Genomic DNA, 14,301 nt, shown 5'->3' with positions numbered 1-14,301 from the left:
TGGCTGACGATTTGCTTGGAAATTTTTAAAATTACTGAGAGAAAGGCAGCGATTATTTTTATGAAAACAAACGAATTACAGTTTCGGCTGGCAAGAAATGAAGATCATGCTGCGATCTGGAAAATTATTCAGCAGGCCATCGACAGGAGAAAACAGGAAGGCAGCGAACAGTGGCAATCGGGTTATCCGAATGAAGGTACGATAACTGAAGATATCACTTCAAATCACGGATTCGTACTGACTTCAGATGGCGAAATTGCAGCTTACACCGCTTTAATTTTTAATGATGAACCGGCTTACGCTGACATCGATGGAAAATGGCTTACAGACGGAGATTTTTTTGTCATTCACAGAGTGGCAGTTTCAGAAAAGTTTGCCGGGAAAGGTTTGGTGAAAATTCTTTTTGATCAGATCGAAAATTATGTGAAATCTCAAAATGTGCCCAGCATTAAGGTTGATACAAATTTTGACAATCCTGCAATGATCAGCATTATCGTGAAAAAAGGCTATCGTTATTGCGGTGAAGTGATGCTTGCTGGCGGAATGAGAAAGGCATACGAGAAAGTTTTAAAATAATTTAAGAATGTTTGTTTGTTTTGTTCCGAACTAATTTTATACTTTTGCTGAAAATTATTTTATGCAGGGAAACTTAGAGGTTGATGAAAAACTGTTCTGCGAAACGGCGAAGTTTTACGGAGAGCTTTTTGCATTGCCGCCACTTGCATCAAAAATTTACTCGTATCTGATTTTCGATTTTGAGCGGAAAGGTATTGCCTTCGACGAATTTGTGCAGGTTTTCTGTGCTAGTAAAAGTTCGGTTTCTACAAATTTGGCTTTACTTCAAAAAGCGCAGTTGGTTATTGATATCAACCGTATTGATGAGCGCAAAAGATATTTTTACGCTAATGAAAACTATAAGAAAATCAGGTTTGATAAAATCATGCAGCGGATGCACACCGAGCTGAAAATTATGGATGATCTTAAAGATTTCAGAAACAGAATTCAGAAAAAAGATGATGAACATGACGGAAAGACCGATGTCTATCAATCGCTTTTGAAAAAAAGCATAATCAATATTCAGGAATTAATTAACAAACTATAAAATGACAAAAAAGCTTATTCTCTTTACTGCAGCGGCACTTACGATAGCTTCCTGCAAAAAAAAGGAAGAACCGAAGCAGGAAGGTCCCAAGCCTTATCCGGTGGTGACTGTCGAAACACAAAATGTGGTCGGATACAATACATTTCCGGCAAGCATTCAAGGTCGGGTAAATAACGATGTTCGGGCAAAAATACAGGGATATATTACGCAGGTTTTGGTGGATGAAGGACAATATGTGACGAAAGGTCAGCCATTGTTCCGTCTGGAAACCAATATTCTAAATCAAACTGCTGCAGCAGCAAAAGCATCTGTAAGTGCGGCGCAAAGCAATATTGTTGCGGCTCAGGCAGCAGTAAAAGCAGCTCAGGTTGAAGTAAATAAACTTCGTCCTCTTGTCGAAAAAAATATCATCAGCAATATTCAGTTACAGACAGCTCAGGCAAATCTTGCCAAGGCTCAGGCGCAGCTTCAGCAGGCTGTTGCAGCACGTGAGCAGGCTTCAGCAGATTATAAAGGTGTAGAAGCAAATATTGATTATTCGGTTATCCGCGCGCCAATTTCCGGTGTGATTGGTAAATTACCATTAAAAGTAGGAAGTTTGGTTGGACCAAGCGATCAGAGTGCGTTGACGACCATTTCAGATACTTCTGAGATTTTCGCATATTTTTCAATGAATGAAAAAGAATATTTTGATTTCCTTGAAAAAGCACCAGGATCATCTATGTCAGAAAAAATAAAAAATCTTCCTATGGTTGAACTTCAGCTTGCGAATGGAAGTATTTATCCTGAGAAAGGTAAAATCGAAACGGTAACCGGATCGATTGATGCAACAACAGGAACAATTCAGTTTAGAGTTGAATTTAAAAATCCACAAAAAATATTAAGCAACGGTAACAGCGGAACAATCAGATATCCAAAGAGATTTGATAATGTTTTGGTCGTTCCGGAAAGTGCTACTTACGAGCAGCAGGGAATTGTTTACGTGTATAAAGTTGATAAAGATACTGCGAGAAATGTCGTGGTAAATGTGATTGACCGTATTGATAATCTTGCACTCATTGAAAAAGGTGTGAAAAAAGGGGACAGAATCGTGGCGGCAGGAATTTCCGGTCTGAAATCGGGCGCTGCAGTAAAACCGCAGCCTGTGAAGATGGACAGTCTTGTGCAATCTATTAAACCGAAATTCTAATGATTAAAAATTTTATTAACCGACCGGTTCTTTCGACGGTGATTTCCATAATGATCGTCATCCTCGGCGTTTTGGGTCTCATCGCGCTTCCGGTTACACAATATCCCGACATTGCGCCGCCTACGGTCAGCGTAACGGCAAACTACACCGGAGCAAACGCAGAAACCGTGATGAAAAGTGTCGTAGTTCCTCTGGAAGAGCAGATCAATGGTGTGGAAGGGATGGATTATATCACTTCTACTACAGGGAACGACGGTTCGGCAAATATTCAGGTGTTTTTTAAGCAGGGAATTGATCCGGATATCGCATCTGTAAACGTTCAGAACCGTGTGACTAGAGCGACGCCACTTTTGCCGAGTGAGGTAACCAGATCTGGAGTTGTAACGCAGAAACAGCAGACGAGTGCACTGATGTACATGTCTTTTTACTCTGAAAATAAAGATTTAGACGATGTTTATCTTCAGAATTATCTGAATATTAACGTAATTCCGAATCTTAAAAGGATAAACGGTGTCGGTGATGCGAACGTCTTTGGCGGAAAAAATTATTCGATGCGTGTTTGGCTCGATCCTGCGAAGATGGCAGCGTACGATCTTACACCAGATGATGTTACTGCAGCGATCAACGAGCAGAGTAGAGAAGCGGCCGCCGGATCGATCGGGCAAAATAGTGGAAGTTCTTTTGAATACATTATTAAATATGTCGGAAAATTTAATGAGAAAGAACAGTATGACAATATTATCATCAAATCGCTTCCCGGAGGACAGAATTTGATGCTGAAAGATGTTGCAAAAGTTGAATTGGCAGGTTTATCTTACAGCGGAGTCGGTGAAAACGGAAATTATCCTGCGATCAGTATGGGGATTTTCCAGACGCCGGGTTCCAATGCTCAGGAGATTATCAAAAACATTAAATCGTATCTGAAAACTTCAGAAAAAGATTTTCCGGAAGGTGTTAAATATACTTTCAACTTTGATACGAATGAGTTTTTGGATGCTTCTATCGAAAAAGTTGTGCATACTTTGATTGAAGCATTTATTCTTGTTTTTATCGTAGTATATATCTTCCTGCAGGATTTCAGATCGACGTTAATTCCGGCGATTGCAGTTCCCGTTTCTATTGTAGGAGCATTTTTCTTCCTGAATCTTCTCGGTTATTCATTAAACCTACTGACGCTTTTTGCATTGGTATTGGCGATTGGTATTGTCGTCGATGATGCGATTGTCGTCGTCGAGGCCGTTCACGCCAAGATGGAAAACGGTATTTCTGATGCTAAAAAAGCGACTGTGGAAGCAATGGACGAAATTACCGGTGCGATCATCTCGATCACTCTGGTAATGGCCGCAGTTTTCATTCCGGTGACATTTATTACAGGTCCGACAGGAGTTTTCTATCAGCAATTTGGTATTACGCTGATTATCGCGATTATTATTTCTGCGGTAAACGCTTTGACTTTAAGTCCGGTTTTGTGTTCCCTGTTTTTAAAGCCACATGATGCACATCACGAAGATTATAAAAACAAAAATTTCATTCAGAAATTCTTTTACAAATTTAATATCGCTTTCCAGACTACAACGCAACGCTATGGTCGTGGATTTACATTTTTACTGAAACATAAATGGGTGACGCTGGTAATTTTTGCCGTGACAGGTTTGATTCTTTTCTGGGCCAGTACGACTATGAAGAAAGGATTTGTACCGACAGAAGACCGCGGAATTATCTTTACCGATGTTCAGCTTCCACCGGGAGCGTCGATGGAAAGAACTTATAATGCTTTAAAAACTCTTCAGGCAAATGCGATGAAAATTCCGGGCGTTTTGAACGTGACGATCAGTACCGGACGGGGATTTCTTTCCGGAAACGGAAGCAGTAACGGTTTGGCTTTTATTAAATTAAAACCATTTGACGAACGTAAAAATGATAATTTAACCTCAGAAGATATCACGAAACAGCTTTTTGGAATTTCATCTAAAATTCCGGATGCTAAAATTGTCTTCTTCCAGCCACCAAGTGTACCAGGTTTTGGTAGCAGTGCCGGTTTTGAGATGGTTCTTCTGGATAAATCAGGTGGAGATTATTCTGCTTTAGATAATACAGCAAGCGGATTTATCGCAAAACTGACCGAAAGACCCGAAGTTGAATTCGCGCAGACTTCTTTTAATACGAAGTTTCCGCAATATCAGATGGTGATTAATGTACCGCTGGCAAAACAGCTTGGCGTTTCCATTTCATCGATTTTAAGTACGATGCAGGGTTATATCGGTGGAGTTTATGCAGCCGATTTCACCAAATACGGAAAACAGTTCCGGGTAATGGTGCAGGCGCTTCCGGAAAACCGCATGAATATTAACAATCTTAATGAGCTGTACGTAAAAACTTCGACCGGAGCTATGACACCGATTTCGCAGCTGGTAACGTTGACGAAAGCCTACGGACCGCAATCTGTAAGCCGTTATAACTTGTTTACCTCAGTAAAAATTACGGGTGGAAACTCTGCCGGTTACAGTTCCGGTGATGCAATTACGGCGGTACAGGAAGTAGCTAAACAGTCTTTAAGTCAGAATTACGATATTGAATTTACAGGTTTGACGAGGGAAGAATTAAATGCAGGATCTCAGACTTTAATGATTTTTGCTTTGAGTCTCGTATTCGTCTATTTTATCCTTTCTGCACAGTATGAAAGTTATATTTTGCCGCTGGTAATTGTTGTTTCATTGCCTTTGGGAGTGATGGGAGCATATTTCGGACAGAAAATAATGGGACTTGAAAATAATATTTATTTCCAGATCGCTTTGATTATGTTGGTCGGATTATTGGCTAAAAATGCGATTTTGATTGTTGAATTTGCCGTACAGCGCAGACATCACGGTGAAAGTATTCCTGCAGCGGCAATTAATGCGGCTAAAGCACGACTCCGACCGATTCTGATGACTTCACTCGCATTTATCTTCGGACTTTTGCCTTTGGTTTTAGCAAGCGGAATTGGTGCCGTCGGTAACCGATCTATCGCAACAGGGGCAGCTATCGGTTTGTTGATCGGAACTATTTTAGGAGTTTTTGTAATTCCTGTTTTGTTTGTAATATTCCAGAGTCTTCAGGAAAAAGTGAAACCTATTAAACAAAAAGAAGTCAATTTAGCAGAATAAAATCTTCAAAAGACTTTAGAGAAAATGAAAAAATTATCATTTAATATAAAAAGCGTTGCTTTTATGATCCTCACATTGGCAGTGATTACTTCCTGCTCGGTAAGGAAAGACTATGAGCGACCAAAAAATGTCGTAGAGGAAAATCTTTACCGAACCGACAGGCTGCCGAAAGACAGTACCGGTTTTGGCAATCTTTCCTGGAAAACTATTTTTACCGATCCGGTTTTGCAGAAACATATTGATAAAGCTTTAAATAACAATATTGATATCAGAATTGCGCTACAGAATATTGCTTCTGCAGAGGCGTATCTACGTCAAAGCAAAGCAGCGTATCAGCCGACACTTTCTGTCGGTCCGGGATATACTTTTCAGACGCAGTCGATTAATACGCAGTTTGGGCAGATCATTGGTGCAAGAAGGTATGTAAACCAGTTTGATATTACGGCGAGTGCTGCGTGGGAAGCTGATATCTGGGGAAAACTGAGATCTCAGGAAAGAGCGCAGCTGGCGACTTACCTCGGGACTGTTGCCGCACACCGCGCTGTGAAAAGCAGTTTGGTTTCTTCCATTGCATCATCATATTTTCAGATTCTGACGCTTGATGATCAGAAAAGAATTATTGAAGAGACAATTAAAGTTCGCGAGAACAATTTAGAAATTACAAAAGCGTTAAAACAGGCCGGAACTTTGACCGAAGTAGCTGTACAGCAAAGTGCAGCTTTGGTTTACAACGCGCAGTCGATGCTGATTGACATTGAAACACAGATTCAGCAGCTGGAAAACACGATTAGTTTGCTGATGGGAGAATCTTCGCAAAGTATTGAACGTTCAACGCTTCAAAATCAGGTAATTCCCAAAACAATATCGACTGGATTGCCGGCAAATCTTCTGGCTAACCGTCCGGATGTGATGGAAGCAGAATACCGTTTGATCAATGCTTTTGAACTTACAAATGCGGCTAAAGCACAGTTTTATCCGACTTTGAGGCTTACTGGAAGCGGAGGTCTGCAGTCAGTTGACATTGATCATTTGTTTAGCGTAAATTCATTATTTGCATCTGTAGTCGGCGGTTTGGTTCAGCCGATATTAAACCGCAGACAAATCCGTACAAACTACGAAGTCAGCCAGGCTAACAAAGAAATTGCCTATCTTGAATTCCGGCGAACTGTTTTGACAGCAGGTAAGGAGGTTTCTGATGCATTGCGCGTTTTCTCGGTACAGGATCAGTTTATTGATTTAAAAACAAAAGAATTAAATGCCTATTCAAAATCTGTAGAATTTTCTCAGGAATTGGTAAATTACGGTTTAGCAAATTATCTGGAAGTTTTAAACGCTAATGTAAACGCTTTAAATGCCGAACTTAATATTTCAAATGCAGAATATACCAAGCTGAAAGCTGCCGTAGATTTATACGAAGCTCTAGGCGGAGGCTGGAGATAAGCACCAATAAATATTTAAAAGAACGCATTCCTCAGGTTTGCGTTCTTTTTTTATCATATTTAAAAATAAAATTGCTGATTGTTAGCGATTTTAGATAAATATTAAATATTACTTTACAAAATATTTGCAAATTTGGTTTTATTACTTACTTTTGTACCGCTTCGAGTCAAAAAGGAGTTAAAAGGGGAATTAGCTCATCTGGCTAGAGCGTTAGACTGGCAGTCTAAAGGTGACGGGTTCGATCCCCGTATTCTCCACGAAGATTAATAACCATGTTTTTTTAAGTTATGAAAAGAATTGTACTGCTTTTAATGACCACTTTCTTTTTGATCGGATGTAATACTGATGATGATACCATCTACGATTATATCGGAACATGGTCTGGAACCTATCAGGGAAGTGCCGAAAAGGGAAATTTCAATTTTGTGGTTGCCAATGACGGCAAAGTGACAGGAACGATGCACTCTGATACCAACAACGAGAATTATTATTTCACAGGAAGACTTGAAAGAAGCGGACAGCTGAATACAGAACTTGGCTATCCGCAAAAAGGAACTTTCAGCGGACAGCTTGCTGATAAAAAAGGAACCGGCGACTGGAAAAATCAATTGCCAAACCCGGCGAGAAGCGGCACTTGGACTGCTGAAAAAAATAAATAATATCAACCTGCTTCGGCAGGTTTTTTTGTTTTTATGCGCGAGATCAAAATGAAGTCTGTTATATTTGCATCGTCTAAATTTCTAAATACGATGATCTACTGCAAATCATTTTCTGTAAAAAATTTACTGAAAACTTTTACTTTAGCAGCTGTTATTTCAGTCACCACAATTTCATGTGGAAGCAGCAAAAGTGTTTCATCATCAAAGAAAAATTTGCCGGCAAAAGGCATTGCTAAAGACAATCTCCGTTCTTTAGATTCAGATTTTTCAGGTTCGATTTCAAATAATATCACTGAGCTTTTAAAAGATGCTGACAAATATTTGGGAGCACCCTACAAATTTGGTGGTGATACTTCTGCAGGTTTCGACTGCTCTGGTTTTGCGTTAAAAGTTTTCAATGAAAATGATATTAAACTGCCACGGAGATCTTCCGATCAGGCGAATACCGGTGATGATATTCGTGTGAAAGAAATAAAACCCGGGGATCTTTTATTTTTTGCGACTTCCGGCGGAACAAAAGTTTCTCACGTAGGCATCGTACATTCCGTGGAAAGATCCGGCGAAATAAAATTTGTTCACGCATCAACCAGCAAAGGCGTTATTATTTCTTCTCTTCACGAAAATTACTGGAACAAAGCCTTTCTTCACGCAAAACGTGTTTTATAAATGATAATATTTACGCTGTTTTAAGATGATCTGAATTAAATCTTACTTCTTAAAATTTGTATATTTGACAACAAAATTTTAGCGAAAAAAAAACTCATGACATTACAGGAAACGATAGAAAATATTTGGGAAAATAGAGAATTGCTTCAGAACGAAGACAGCAAAAAAACAATCAGAGAAGCGATCTCAATGATTGATAAAGGTGAACTGCGATGCGCAGAGCCTACAGAAAACGGCTGGCAGGTGAACGAATGGGTGAAGAAAGCCGTGGTTATGTATTTCCCTATTCAGAAAATGGAAACGATTGAAGTTGGACCGTTTGAGTTTCATGATAAAATGCCATTGAAAAGAAATTATGCTGAAAAAGGTGTGCGGGTTGTGCCACATGCAGTTGCAAGAGAAGGTGCTTATATTGCTCCAGGTGTGATTTTGATGCCATCTTACGTAAATATTGGTGCTTACGTAGACTCAGGAACGATGGTTGATACTTGGGCTACTGTTGGGAGCTGTGCGCAGATTGGTAAAAATGTCCATTTAAGTGGTGGTGTCGGTATTGGTGGCGTGTTAGAACCGCTTCAGGCAGCTCCGGTGATTATCGAGGATGACTGTTTTATAGGTTCTCGTTGCATTGTTGTAGAAGGCGTACACGTTGAAAAAGAAGCCGTTTTGGGCGCAAATGTTGTGCTTACCGCATCCACTAAAATTATTGATGTTACAGGTGATTCGCCAGTTGAAATTAAAGGCAGAGTTCCTGCAAGATCGGTTGTGATTCCTGGAAGTTACACGAAGCAGTATCCGGCAGGTGAATATCAGGTTCCTTGCGCGCTGATTATCGGACAAAGAAAAGAATCTACCGACAAAAAAACGTCTCTTAACGATGCTTTAAGAGAAAATAATGTAGCGGTCTAAATACTTTATGGCGATTCCAAAACAGATTTTTCAGACCTTCAAAGATGATAATCTTCCGTGGCTTACCAAATTTCATATTGGCAGAATGCGGAAGAAAAATCCTGAGTATGCATATCATTTTTATACCGATGCGCGAATTCAGGAGTTTTTGGCTGAAGAATTTCCTGCGGAATATTTAAAATCATATAACAGACTGACGATCGGCGCAGCGAAAGCAGATTTTTTCCGTTATGCAATTTTATATAAAAAAGGTGGCGTTTATCTGGATATCGACAGTGGAATTATCAAGCCATTGCGCAGTTTTATCTTTGAAGATGATCATGCATTGGTTACTGACGAAATTCCTCCAACATATTATGTTCAGTGGGGATTGGTGTATGAAGCTGGACATCCTTTTCTCGGAAAAACCTTGGAAAATGTGATGGCTAATATAGCTGAAAATCCGCATCCGCATAATGTACACAAGACAACCGGTCCGACCGTTTACACAGATTCTATTAAACAATGTTTAGCTGAAAATCCTGAAATTCCGCACCGTTTCATGAAGCCACATTATGATGGCTGCATGCAATTCAAGTATAAAATGGGCAAATTTTTTCTGTATTCTGATAAATCTGAACACTGGAAACGCAAGCAGTTGACGCAAAACATTATAAAACCCAATGATGAAAATCGCATTTGATGCCAAACGGTTTTTTCACAATACTTCCGGATTGGGAAATTACTCGCGCGATCTTGTCAGGATCTTATGTGAATATTATCCTGATAACGAATATTTACTTTTAAATAAAAATTATTCGGAGCGTGGCGGTGAAATTCTAGCGCGTTCAAATGTACATTATCATCCGACATCAAAAGGAAATTTTGCCCGCCAGCTTAAATTGGGTATCGATGCGCAGAATCTTGATGCCGATATTTTCCATGGACTTTCCGGTGAATTGCCATTGAAATGGAACAGCAAACCGATCAGGAAAGTGGTCACAATTCACGATCTGATTTTCATGCGTTATCCTGCATATTATTCTTTTTTTGACCGCAAGATTCACCTATGGAAATTTAAAAAAGCGGCGCATTTAGCAGATAAAATTATTGCGATTTCTGAGCAGACAAAGCAGGATATTATTCAATATCTAAAGGTTTCTGATGATAAAATAGAAGTTATATATCAAGGCTGTCAGCACGCTTTTAAGGAAAATCAATCCGAAAATTTCATTCAGAAAACAAAAGAAAAATTTGCTTTACCGGAAAGATTTATTTTAAATGTCGGAACGATTGAAGCCCGAAAAAATCTTTTAAATATTGTAAAGGCGATCCATAACACAGAAATTCCGCTTGTAGTGGTTGGCAGAAAAACAAAATATTATAAAAAAGTTCACGATTTCATCAAGAAAAATAAAATGGAACCGCAGGTTTTTTTTCTTGAAAATGTTTCGGTGGATGAACTTGCGGTTATCTATAAGCTTGCCGATATTTTTGTTTATCCAAGCTTTTTTGAAGGTTTTGGAATTCCGGTTATTGAAGCTTTATTTTCTAAAACGGTAGTTATTACGAGCAATACAAGCTGTCTTCCGGAAGCTGGCGGAGAAAATTCTGTGTATATAAATCCGGAATCTGTAGAAGATTTACATTCAAAAATAAAATATTTGTGGGCAAGCTTATCTGAACGTGAACGCCGTGCAGAAAAGGGTTTCGAATTTGTTCAAAAATTCACAGACGAGCGTATTGCTAATGAACTGATAAACTTTTATAAAAAAATAATTTCATAAATATTTGGAAGTTTAAAAAGAAGTATTACATTTGTACCACAATATTTCAACAATGACAACTAATTTTTTCACAGTACATCATCTTCATCATCGCTGCTAAGACGGAATGATTGATCGATGACTATGTTAAAAATCAAAATATTATCAACCGTCTGAGTATACAGACGGTTTTTTTTGTTTCTAAATTCTACCCACAAAATTTAATCAAAGACGACTGTAGGTTTGCTCAGACACTAACAAAAGTGAAATGAATAAACTGAAAATAGCCATACAGAAAAGTGGCAGGCTTTACGAAGAATCTCTTCAGCTACTGAAAGACTGCGGAATTAATATCAGCGACGGAAAAGATCAGCTTAAAGTGGCTGCACAAAATTTTCCTTTAGAAGTTCTGTTTCTTCGAAACTCGGATATTCCTCAATATCTGGAAGATGGTGTCGCTGACATCGCGATCGTCGGAGAAAATCTTCTACTTGAAACAGAAAAAAATGTAGAGACTGTTTATCAGTTGGGCTTTTCAAAATGCAGGGTTTCTCTCGCGGTTCCCAAGGAGATCGAAGACAACGGTTTGCAGTATTTTAACGGAAAAAAGATTGCCACTTCATATCCCAATACACTTCAGAAGTTTTTAAAGGAAAATAATATTCGGGCAGAAATTCATACCATTTCCGGTTCGGTAGAGATTGCTCCGAACATCGGTTTGGCCGACGGAATCTGCGATATCGTGAGTTCGGGAAGTACTCTGTTCAAAAACGGATTGCGTGAAACGGTTACGCTTCTCACATCGGAAGCTGTTTTAGCTAAAACTTCGAAATTGAACGATGAAAAAGAAGAACTTCTCGAACGTTTACTGTTCAGAATCAAAGCAGTTTTGAGGGCGAAAAATTCAAAATATATTCTGATGAATGTTCCGAACGAAAAGATTGATCTGATCTCAAAAATTCTTCCTGTTTTGAAAAGTCCGACTGTCATTCCTCTGGCAGAAAAAGGGTGGAGCAGCATTCATTCGGTGATCGATCAGGACCGTTTCTGGGAAGTTATTGACGAATTAAAACAAAATGGCGCTCAGGATATTCTGATTATTCCGATTGATAAAATGGTGATTTAAAAAAGCTTTGAAAATGAAAATATATAAAAATCCATCAAAGGAAATCTATCAGTACTTAATACAAAGGCCAACTTTACAGAGAGAAAATCTTGATCAAATTATAGAAGAAATTTTCTCTGAAGTAAAGAAAAACGGTGATCAGGCTCTTATAGAGTACAACAGAAAATATGACGGCGCTGAGATTTCTCAACTCAAGGTTTCAAAAGAAGAAATAGACCTAGCTGAAAAAACAGTTCCTGAAGAATTGAAGATTGCAATTCAGCAGGCAAAAAATAATATCGAAATCTTTCATGCTGCTCAGATTCCGGCAATTAAAAAAATCGAAACGACAAAAGGGGTCGTTTGCTGGAGAGAAAACCGGGCGATAGAAAAGGTTGGAATTTACATTCCCGGAGGTACCGCACCACTTTTTTCGACGGTTTTAATGTTGGCAGTTCCGGCAAAACTAGCCGGCTGCGGTGAAATTGTTCTTTGCACACCGCCCGATAAAAACGGAAAAATAAATGATGCGATTTTGTACGCAGCGAAACTGTGCGGAGTAACCGAAATTTTCAAATGCGGCGGTGCGCAGGCGATTGCAGCGATGACTTTTGGCACTGAAAGTATTCCGAATGTGTATAAAATTTTTGGTCCTGGAAATCAATATGTGGTTGCCGCTAAAGATTTCGCCCAAAAGTTTAATGTAGCGATTGATATGCCAGCCGGACCGAGCGAAGTTCTCGTCATCGCCGATGAACAAGCGGTTCCCAGCTATTGCGCTGCAGATCTTCTTTCGCAGGCCGAACACGGAAGCGACAGTCAGGTGATTTTTATTGCAACAGATGAAAACGTTCTGAATGAGACATTTTCTGAAATCAAAAGTCAGGTTGAAATGCTTCCGAGAAAAGAAACTGTGGTTTTAGCGTTGCAAAACAGTCGATTTATATTGGTAGAAACGGTAAATGAAGCTATTGATTTCAGCAATAGTTATGCACCGGAACATTTGATTTTGGCGGTAAAAGATGCTGAAAATTTTATTTCAAAAATAAAAAATGCCGGTTCAGTTTTTCTTGGGAATTTCAGCTGTGAAAGTGCGGGTGATTATGCCAGTGGAACAAACCATACGCTTCCCACGAACGGATTTGCTAAAAATTACAGCGGCGCTTCTCTTGACAGTTTTGTGAAGAAAATTACGTTTCAGAATCTTTCTGCTGAAGGTTTAAAAAATTTAGGAAAAGCAATCGAAATCATGGCTAATGCAGAGGGTTTACAGGCCCACAAGAATGCCGTCAGCATTAGATTAAAAGATTTACAATGAGAAGTTTTGATATAGAAAAACTGGTACGGAAGAATATCCTGAATCTAAAACCCTATGTGAGTTTTCGTGATGAAAGCAAATTGCAGAATGCTGTTTATCTGGATGCGAATGAAAGTCCGTTTGGCAAATTAAACCGTTATCCGGATTCTACCCAAAAAGATTTAAAGCAGAAACTATCACTGTTTAAAAATATTTCTGTTGATCAGATTGCTTTGGGAAACGGCAGTGATGAACTGATTGATTTAATTATAAAAATTTTCTGTGAACCGAAAGTGGACACGATCATGGTGATGAATCCTTCGTTTTCGATGTACAGTTTTTATGCTGAAATCAATGAGACTCACGTGATAAAACTTGATCTTGATGAAAATTTTCAGATTAAAAAAGAGTTGTTTTTAAAAATTTCACAGGAGAATGGTACAAAGATCTTTTTCATTTGTTCACCAAATAATCCGACTGGAAATACAATAGAAAATATTGAATTTTATCTCGAAAATTTTAACGGAATTGTGGTTGTGGATGAAGCATATATAGAATTTTCAAATCAGCCTTCTGCTATTAATTTACTGAGAAAATATTCAAATTTAATTGTAATGCAGACATTTTCGAAAGCGTGGGGAATGGCTGGCGCGCGGGTTGGAACAGCGTATGCAAGCAGTGAAATCATTCAGCTGATTAATAAGATTAAGCCGCCTTACAACGTGAATACGATGAGTCAGGAGGAAGTCTCTGAAGCGCTAGATAATGTCCAAAATTTTCAATCAAATGTCAGGGAAATTTTAGCTGAAAAAGAATGGTTAGAAAGAGAATTAAAAAATATGAAAGCCATAAGTAAGATTTATCCGTCGGAAGCAAATTTCTTTTTGACTGAATTTAATGATGCTGAAAATGTGTATCAGAATTTAATTAATAGTCAAATTCTTACCAGCAAAAGAAGTCCGCAAATTAAAAACTGCATCAGAATTACAGTGGGAACGCGGGCAGAAAATGAAAAATTGCTGGCCGTTTTAAAAAACATTTAA

Annotated in this window: 13 protein-coding genes and 1 tRNA gene; all 14 read left to right on the top strand. The window is 38.7% G+C overall.

The window, feature by feature from the left end; translation table 11 throughout:
• The first annotated feature begins 60 nt into the window (after window positions 1-60).
• The 14 genes from ASG01_RS01975 (at window position 61) to hisC (ending at window position 14,301) form a co-directional block, all read left to right on the top strand.
• On the top strand, window positions 61-576 hold the full coding sequence (locus tag ASG01_RS01975) for a GNAT family N-acetyltransferase (RefSeq protein WP_055862053.1): 516 nt from the start codon (window positions 61-63) through the stop codon (window positions 574-576).
• Between the two features lie 61 nt (window positions 577-637).
• Window positions 638-1,102 (top strand): hypothetical protein, encoded by a 465-nt coding sequence (locus ASG01_RS01970; RefSeq protein ID WP_055859152.1) that lies wholly within the window; start codon window positions 638-640, stop codon window positions 1,100-1,102.
• 1 nt (window position 1,103) lies between these two features.
• A complete protein-coding gene (locus ASG01_RS01965) occupies window positions 1,104-2,291 on the top strand; it encodes an efflux RND transporter periplasmic adaptor subunit (protein WP_055859150.1) in 1,188 nt (395 codons plus the stop codon).
• Window positions 2,291-5,437, top strand: coding sequence for an efflux RND transporter permease subunit (locus ASG01_RS01960; protein WP_055859147.1), 3,147 nt, complete (start codon window positions 2,291-2,293; stop codon window positions 5,435-5,437). Before ASG01_RS01965 ends, ASG01_RS01960 begins: the two co-directional genes overlap by 1 nt.
• A 24-nt stretch (window positions 5,438-5,461) precedes the next feature.
• The gene (locus ASG01_RS01955) at window positions 5,462-6,877 is read left to right on the top strand and encodes an efflux transporter outer membrane subunit (RefSeq protein WP_055859144.1); all 1,416 of its coding nucleotides are present in this window, start codon (window positions 5,462-5,464) and stop codon (window positions 6,875-6,877) included.
• A 183-nt stretch (window positions 6,878-7,060) separates the two neighbouring features.
• Window positions 7,061-7,134, top strand: a tRNA-Ala gene (locus ASG01_RS01950).
• A 30-nt stretch (window positions 7,135-7,164) separates the two neighbouring features.
• On the top strand, window positions 7,165-7,536 hold the full coding sequence (locus ASG01_RS01945; RefSeq protein WP_055859141.1) for a hypothetical protein: 372 nt from the start codon (window positions 7,165-7,167) through the stop codon (window positions 7,534-7,536).
• 48 nt (window positions 7,537-7,584) lie between these two features.
• Window positions 7,585-8,202: a C40 family peptidase gene (locus tag ASG01_RS01940; RefSeq protein WP_410492789.1), complete on the top strand. Its 618-nt coding sequence runs from the start codon at window positions 7,585-7,587 to the stop codon at window positions 8,200-8,202.
• A gap of 96 nt (window positions 8,203-8,298) precedes the next feature.
• The gene (locus ASG01_RS01935) at window positions 8,299-9,111 is read left to right on the top strand and encodes a 2,3,4,5-tetrahydropyridine-2,6-dicarboxylate N-succinyltransferase (protein ID WP_055859136.1); all 813 of its coding nucleotides are present in this window, start codon (window positions 8,299-8,301) and stop codon (window positions 9,109-9,111) included.
• A 7-nt stretch (window positions 9,112-9,118) separates the two neighbouring features.
• Window positions 9,119-9,793 (top strand): glycosyltransferase family 32 protein, encoded by a 675-nt coding sequence (locus tag ASG01_RS01930; RefSeq protein ID WP_055859133.1) that lies wholly within the window; start codon window positions 9,119-9,121, stop codon window positions 9,791-9,793.
• Window positions 9,777-10,877: a glycosyltransferase family 4 protein gene (locus ASG01_RS01925; protein WP_055862050.1), complete on the top strand. Its 1,101-nt coding sequence runs from the start codon at window positions 9,777-9,779 to the stop codon at window positions 10,875-10,877. Before ASG01_RS01930 ends, ASG01_RS01925 begins: the two co-directional genes overlap by 17 nt.
• 247 nt (window positions 10,878-11,124) lie before the next feature.
• Window positions 11,125-11,982, top strand: a complete 858-nt coding sequence (gene hisG, locus ASG01_RS01920) for an ATP phosphoribosyltransferase (RefSeq protein WP_055859130.1) — start codon at window positions 11,125-11,127, stop codon at window positions 11,980-11,982.
• Window positions 11,983-11,995: 13 nt separating this feature from the next.
• Window positions 11,996-13,279 (top strand): histidinol dehydrogenase, encoded by a 1,284-nt coding sequence (gene hisD, locus ASG01_RS01915; protein WP_055859127.1) that lies wholly within the window; start codon window positions 11,996-11,998, stop codon window positions 13,277-13,279.
• Window positions 13,276-14,301, top strand: coding sequence for a histidinol-phosphate transaminase (hisC, locus tag ASG01_RS01910; RefSeq protein WP_055859124.1), 1,026 nt, complete (start codon window positions 13,276-13,278; stop codon window positions 14,299-14,301). Before hisD ends, hisC begins: the two co-directional genes overlap by 4 nt.

The sequence above is a fragment of the Chryseobacterium sp. Leaf180 genome, from assembly GCF_001424585.1.
Lineage (GTDB): Bacteria > Bacteroidota > Bacteroidia > Flavobacteriales > Weeksellaceae > Chryseobacterium.
The sequence above is the reverse complement of the archived record's forward strand: the minus strand, read 5'-3'. Positions and strand labels throughout refer to the sequence as shown.

What these genes read in the sequence shown, in the direction of transcription:
- ASG01_RS01975 (WP_055862053.1), top strand. Translation starts at nt 61, where the DNA reads ATGAAAACAAACGAATTACAGTTTCGGCTGGCAAGAAATGAAGATCAT.
- ASG01_RS01970 (WP_055859152.1), top strand. Translation starts at nt 638, where the DNA reads ATGCAGGGAAACTTAGAGGTTGATGAAAAACTGTTCTGCGAAACGGCG.
- ASG01_RS01965 (WP_055859150.1), top strand. Translation starts at nt 1,104, where the DNA reads ATGACAAAAAAGCTTATTCTCTTTACTGCAGCGGCACTTACGATAGCT.
- ASG01_RS01960 (WP_055859147.1), top strand. Translation starts at nt 2,291, where the DNA reads ATGATTAAAAATTTTATTAACCGACCGGTTCTTTCGACGGTGATTTCC.
- ASG01_RS01955 (WP_055859144.1), top strand. Translation starts at nt 5,462, where the DNA reads ATGAAAAAATTATCATTTAATATAAAAAGCGTTGCTTTTATGATCCTC.
- ASG01_RS01945 (WP_055859141.1), top strand. Translation starts at nt 7,165, where the DNA reads ATGAAAAGAATTGTACTGCTTTTAATGACCACTTTCTTTTTGATCGGA.
- ASG01_RS01940 (WP_410492789.1), top strand. Translation starts at nt 7,585, where the DNA reads ATGAAGTCTGTTATATTTGCATCGTCTAAATTTCTAAATACGATGATC.
- ASG01_RS01935 (WP_055859136.1), top strand. Translation starts at nt 8,299, where the DNA reads ATGACATTACAGGAAACGATAGAAAATATTTGGGAAAATAGAGAATTG.
- ASG01_RS01930 (WP_055859133.1), top strand. Translation starts at nt 9,119, where the DNA reads ATGGCGATTCCAAAACAGATTTTTCAGACCTTCAAAGATGATAATCTT.
- ASG01_RS01925 (WP_055862050.1), top strand. Translation starts at nt 9,777, where the DNA reads ATGAAAATCGCATTTGATGCCAAACGGTTTTTTCACAATACTTCCGGA.
- hisG (WP_055859130.1), top strand. Translation starts at nt 11,125, where the DNA reads ATGAATAAACTGAAAATAGCCATACAGAAAAGTGGCAGGCTTTACGAA.
- hisD (WP_055859127.1), top strand. Translation starts at nt 11,996, where the DNA reads ATGAAAATATATAAAAATCCATCAAAGGAAATCTATCAGTACTTAATA.
- hisC (WP_055859124.1), top strand. Translation starts at nt 13,276, where the DNA reads ATGAGAAGTTTTGATATAGAAAAACTGGTACGGAAGAATATCCTGAAT.